We start from the raw sequence: 5,232 nt of genomic DNA, 5'->3' as shown, positions 1-5,232 counted from the left end.
GGACGGAGGCGCACTGGTGATCTCCCGGGGACGGACCGACTGGTCGTCTCCCGGGCTTTTGTCCCGCCGTGGAACGCGGCGGGGGCCGCGCCTGCCCCTCTCGGTCGCTGGCCGGTCCGGCGGAGCCGGAACGCGGAACCCTAGGGGCGCCCCACGGCGTCGTGGGTCGCGCACGAGTGAACGGCGCTCGTGTGACCCGCGGTCTACGGGCTGGTTACGACCGGGTTCCGGGGGCTCGCCGCGACCTCGCCCGGGGCGGTGTCCGGGACGAACAGCTGCCAGTCCCCGCTGACCATCGTCGGCTGATCGACCACGCGGGCCCCGTCGGCGTAGTAGGTCGCGCCGAGCACCATCCGCGGCCGCGTCGTGGCGTTGGCGCCCGCGGTGTGCAGGCACAGCGTCGAGTGGAAGCTGACGTCCCCGAGCGCGAACGGCTCCTCGTGCACCGCCACCCCGGCCTCGCGCAGCGTCTCGGCGACGCGGCGGTCGTAGGAGGTGCCGACCTTGTCGAACGGCAGGTCCTCGACCAGCCGCCAGGTGTCCATGCCCCGCGCGAACGACAGCGGGCCCATCGCCGCGGGCACCGGCTGCAACGGCATCCACGTCGAGATCACGTCGTGGGAGGCGAGCGGGAAGTGGTGCGCGTCGCGGTGCCAGGGCGTGCGGCCGGCGCCGGGCTCCTTGCACAGCGCGCTGTCGTGGTAGAGCCGCAGGGTCTCGACGCCGAGCAGCGCCGCGGAGATGCCCGCGATGCGCGGCGACAGCACCGCGGCGCGCACCAGGGGGTCGGCGAGCCAGAGCATCTCGCGGGCCCGCAGTCCCGAGTCGGTCCCGGCGGCGCCGAGCAGGTCGGCCAGGCGGAGGCGCAGCACCTCCGCGGCGCCCGGGGACACGACCCCGGGGAGCACGACGAAGCCGTCGGCGGCGAACGCCTCCACGACGCCGGGCGGGACCTCGTAGGGGACCTCGAGCTCGGCGGCGACGGCGTCGTCGTCGGGGAGCGGGCCGGGATCGGGCGGCGGGACCTCGAGCAGCCTCGGCGCGGCGCCGTTCTCGGCGAGGGACATGTACCAGTCCCACCACTGCCCGTTGTCGCCGTCCCAGGCCGGGGCGACGTCGTCGAGCTCGCCGGCGGCCGTGGCGGCGCTGAGGTGGCGGTTCACGCGGGCACCTCCCACGTGATCAGGTCGACGACCTGGGTGAAGCAGTAGCCCTCGCCGTCGACGCAGCCGGAGAGGTACGCCCCGACGGCGCCCTCGACCTCCATCCGGTCCAGGGGCACCGAGTCGTCGAAGACGCAGCGCTGCAGGAAGCCCTCGACCACTGCGCGGTCGGTGTGCCCGACGTCGTAGCGCAGCGTCGTCACCGTGGGCATGACCCCGGCGTCCGCGAGGGCCGTCCGCACCTGCCCCGCGCTGGTGAAGGGCACGGCGTCCGGGGCGAACGTGGTGCGGAAGGCCGAGGCGAAGCGCAGGTAGTGCGACGCGGAGGTGGCGTGGACGATCGCGCCGAAGCCGCCGGGGCGCAGGGCCGCGACCATGCGGGCGATGCCGGCACCGATCTCGTCGGGCGGGACGGCGTAGAGGGCGTGCGTGGCCCAGGCGACGTCGAAGGCGCCGACGCCGGTCGGCAGGTCCTGGATGCGCACCTCGTGCTCGGCGCGCACCGTGAACGGCGCCTCCAGCACCGAGCGCGCCTCGGCGAGCGAGAACGGCGAGGGGTCGAGCAGGTCGATCTCGACGCGCATGCCCTCGACGGCGTCGGCGAGACCCCGGCGCGTGAGCTCGGCCGGGAACTTCCCGCTCCCGCAGGCCACGTCGAGCACCCGGACGCGGCCCTCGTCGGCGTGGCCGCGGAGGTCGGCCGCCCAATCCCGGGCCGCGACCATCCGGCGGTAGTCCTCGACGGCGAGCGCGTAGAAGGCCTCCATGCCGGCCCGCCCGTCCTCCGCCCAGTGGGCGAGGCTGCGCTGCTCGGTCGTGACCGGTTCGGACATCGTCCGCGGACCTCCGTGTCCGGCCGCGACGGCCGGGATGCTCCGGGAGCACCGGGGTCCGGGGCGCTCGACCCGCCGTCGGGCCTCGGAACGGGCCGGCACGGACGGGACTGTTCGAGACACAACCACGCCCCGTCCCGACCGGCAACGCGAGGTGCGGACGGCGCCGGGCGCTGTGCGTCAGGCCGGGTCGGTCCCCCGCGCCGCGCGCCGCGCGGGGTCGCCCCGCAGGCGGCGGACCACCGGCTCGACCAGCGGATCGCCGAGCAGGACGAAGAACACGAAGGCGCCCAGCGACGGCACCACCAGCGCCAGCACGAACGCGATCACGAAGGTCGTCGTGGACGCCAGCGTCCCGGTGACGAAGGGCTCGGGCACGCCGCCGTCGACGCCGTCCCGCAGCGCGGTGCGTCGCATGGTGACGGCCATCGTCGTGAGGGAGGCACTGCACGCGAGGAGCACGCCGAGGTAGAAGGCCGCGACGAAGCCGTGGACGTCGAACGACGCGACCATCTCGGTCGGGAACGGCAGCACCGCGATCGTGAGCACCCAGAGCAGGTTGAGCTGCACCAGCGGGCGGGTGAGCCGGTGCTCGTAGCCGAAGAGCCGGTGGTGCGCCGACCAGAACCGGCCGATCACCGCGAAGCTGAGGAGGAAGCTGCCGATCGGCGCGAGGTTGTGCGTGATGACCGTGACCGCGGATTCCCCGGACCGGGCGGCCTCGGGGACGATGTCGACCAACGGCAGCACCAGCAGCGTCAGCGCGATGGCCACCGCGGCGTCGGTGAAGGCGATCATCCGGTCGGACGGGGGCAGGCGGGCCTTCGTCGCGTCGGTCACAGCACGTCCGCGACGTGGCCGGTCTCGTTGACCGAGCGCACCCGCACCCGGCCGGTGCGGGAGACCAGCACGCGGGACACCCCGCCGTGGTCCAGCGGGAACGTCAGCGGGCGCGCGAGCCCCAGCTCCCCGGCCAGGAACGTGTTGATCACCCCGGCGTGGCAGACGACGAGGACCGAGTCCCGCCCGGCGTCGCGGTGTCGGTCGACGATCCGCCCGAAGGCGCCCTTCACCCGGGCGGTGAAGGCCTCGGCGTCGACGAACTCCGGGAACCACCCCTCGGAGATCCGACGCCAGTCGGGATCGTCGGAGCCGAGGCGCGCGTGCACGGGCTGGTAGTCGGGGCGCCCGACGTCGAACTCGGCGAGCTCGGGGTCGACCACGACGTCCAGGCCCAGCGCGCTCGCCGCGGGGGCGGCGGTCTCCTGCGCGCGGCGCATCCCGGAGGCGACGACCTCGACGACGTGCTCGCCGCCGGCCGCCACCCAGGCGCCGAGCGCGGCGGCCTGCTCGTGACCCTGCGGGGAGAGCGCCGGGTCGGCGCCGCCCACCTGGTCGCTGACCGCGAGCGGCTCGCCGTGGCGGACCAGGAGGAGCTGCATCGACCGGCGGCCCTCAGCTCGCCGGGACCGACGCGCCGTGCCCGGCGGCGGTGAGGCCCTCGCGCAGTCGCCGCGCGGCGTCGTCCATCTCCCCCGGGTCGGGGTCGGTGGCGGCCTGCGAGAAGTCGAACGCCTCCAGGCCCCACGCGGGGTGGACGTGGACGTGCAGGTGCGGCACCTCGAAGCCCGCGATCATGAGCGCGACGCGCGGGGGCGACCAGATGTCGCGGACCACCAGGCCGATCGTGCGCGCCACCGAGATCGCGTGCTCGAAGAGCCCGGTTGGCGCGTCGATCCACTGGTCAATCTCCTCGCGGGGCACCACGAGCGTGTGGCCGGGACCGAGTGGGTTGATCGAGAGGAACCCCACCACCTGGTCGTCGGACCACACGAAGCGCCCCGGGATCTCGCCGTTGATGATCTTGGTGAAGACCGTCGCCACGCGCGCAGCCTAACGATCCGCGGCTGTCGGTGGCGCCCGGTAGCGTTTTACCCGTCGGCGCACGAACGCGGCGACGACACGAAGGAGAGTCGATGCAGCCCTGGCCGGGCACGTCCTACCCCCTCGGCGCGACGTACGACGGCGCCGGGACGAACTTCGCGCTGTTCAGCGAGGTGGCGTCCGCGGTCACCCTCTGCCTGTTCGATCCCGACGGCTCCGAGCACCGCGTGCCGCTGCCCGAGCGTGACGGCTTCGTCTGGCACGGCTACCTGCCCGGCGTGGTGCCGGGCCAGCGCTACGGCTACCGCGTCGACGGCCCGCTCGCCCCCGAGCACGGCCAGCGCTGCAACCCCCACAAGCTGCTCATCGACCCCTACGCCAAGGCCGTCGACGGCTCCCTCGGCAGCACCTACGCGTGGGACGAGTCGCTGTTCGGCTACCACTTCGACGACCCCGACGAGGTCAACCACGACGACTCGGCGCAGCACGTGCCGAAGGCCGTCGTCGTGAACCCGTACTTCGACTGGCACGACGACCGCCCGCCGCGCACCCCGTACCACGAGACGGTGGTCTACGAGGCGCACGTCAAGGGCCTCACCCACCTCCACCCCGAGGTCCCCGAGGAGATGCGCGGCACGTACTCCGCCGTCGCGCACCCGGCCACGGTCTCGCACCTGCAGCGGCTGGGGATCACCGCGATCGAGCTCATGCCGGTGCACCAGTTCGTGCACGACGACGTGCTGGTGCAGCGGGGGCTGCGCAACTACTGGGGCTACAACACGATCGCGTTCTTCGCCCCGCACTTCGGCTACGCGACCGCCGGGTTCGCCGGGTCGCCGCAGCCGGGCGCGCAGGTGCAGGAGTTCAAGGCGATGGTGCGCGACCTGCACGCCGCCGGCATCGAGGTGATCCTCGACGTCGTGTACAACCACACCGCCGAGGGCAACCACCAGGGCCCGACGCTGTCGATGCGCGGCATCGACAACCAGGCGTACTACCGCCTCGTCGAGGACCAGCCGCAGTACTACATGGACTACACCGGCACCGGGAACTCGCTGAACGTCCGCCAGCCGCACACGCTGCAGCTGATCATGGACTCGCTGCGCTACTGGGTCACCGAGATGCACGTCGACGGCTTCCGCTTCGACCTCGCCTCGACGCTCGCCCGCGAGTTCTACGACGTCGACCGGCTGTCCACCTTCTTCGACCTCGTCCAGCAGGACCCGGTGATCTCGCAGGTCAAGCTGATCGCCGAGCCGTGGGACGTCGGCCCCGGCGGCTACCAGGTGGGCAACTTCCCGCCCGGGTGGACCGAGTGGAACGGCAAGTACCGCGACACCGTGCGCGACTTC

At 73.3% G+C, this 5,232-nt stretch carries 6 protein-coding genes; 1 reads left to right on the top strand and 5 read right to left on the bottom strand.

Annotation, left to right across the window (positions count from 1 at the left end):
* Positions 1-203 precede the first annotated feature (203 nt).
* The 5 genes from AC0CYZ_RS09770 to AC0CYZ_RS09750 form a co-directional block, all read right to left on the bottom strand.
* The gene (locus AC0CYZ_RS09770) at positions 204-1,163 is read right to left on the bottom strand and encodes a phytanoyl-CoA dioxygenase family protein (RefSeq protein ID WP_472214698.1); all 960 of its coding nucleotides are present in this window, start codon (positions 1,161-1,163) and stop codon (positions 204-206) included.
* Positions 1,160-1,996, bottom strand: coding sequence for a class I SAM-dependent methyltransferase (locus tag AC0CYZ_RS09765; protein WP_472214696.1), 837 nt, complete (start codon positions 1,994-1,996; stop codon positions 1,160-1,162). Before AC0CYZ_RS09765 ends, AC0CYZ_RS09770 begins: the two co-directional genes overlap by 4 nt.
* Before the next feature lie 180 nt (positions 1,997-2,176).
* Entirely contained in the window at positions 2,177-2,836 is a 660-nt protein-coding gene (locus tag AC0CYZ_RS09760) for a TMEM175 family protein (RefSeq protein ID WP_472214694.1), read from the bottom strand.
* Positions 2,833-3,438: a histidine phosphatase family protein gene (locus AC0CYZ_RS09755; RefSeq protein WP_472214692.1), complete on the bottom strand. Its 606-nt coding sequence runs from the start codon at positions 3,436-3,438 to the stop codon at positions 2,833-2,835. Before AC0CYZ_RS09755 ends, AC0CYZ_RS09760 begins: the two co-directional genes overlap by 4 nt.
* A 13-nt stretch (positions 3,439-3,451) precedes the next feature.
* Entirely contained in the window at positions 3,452-3,880 is a 429-nt protein-coding gene (locus AC0CYZ_RS09750; RefSeq protein ID WP_472214690.1) for an HIT family protein, read from the bottom strand.
* A 92-nt stretch (positions 3,881-3,972) separates the two neighbouring features.
* Between AC0CYZ_RS09750 and glgX the strand changes: the two genes are divergently transcribed.
* The coding region (glgX, locus tag AC0CYZ_RS09745) for a glycogen debranching protein GlgX (RefSeq protein WP_472214688.1) at positions 3,973-5,232 on the top strand (1,260 nt) is incomplete at its 3' end.

This window comes from Actinomycetospora sp. (assembly GCF_055612215.1).
This window is presented reverse-complemented; position numbering and strand designations above follow the sequence as displayed.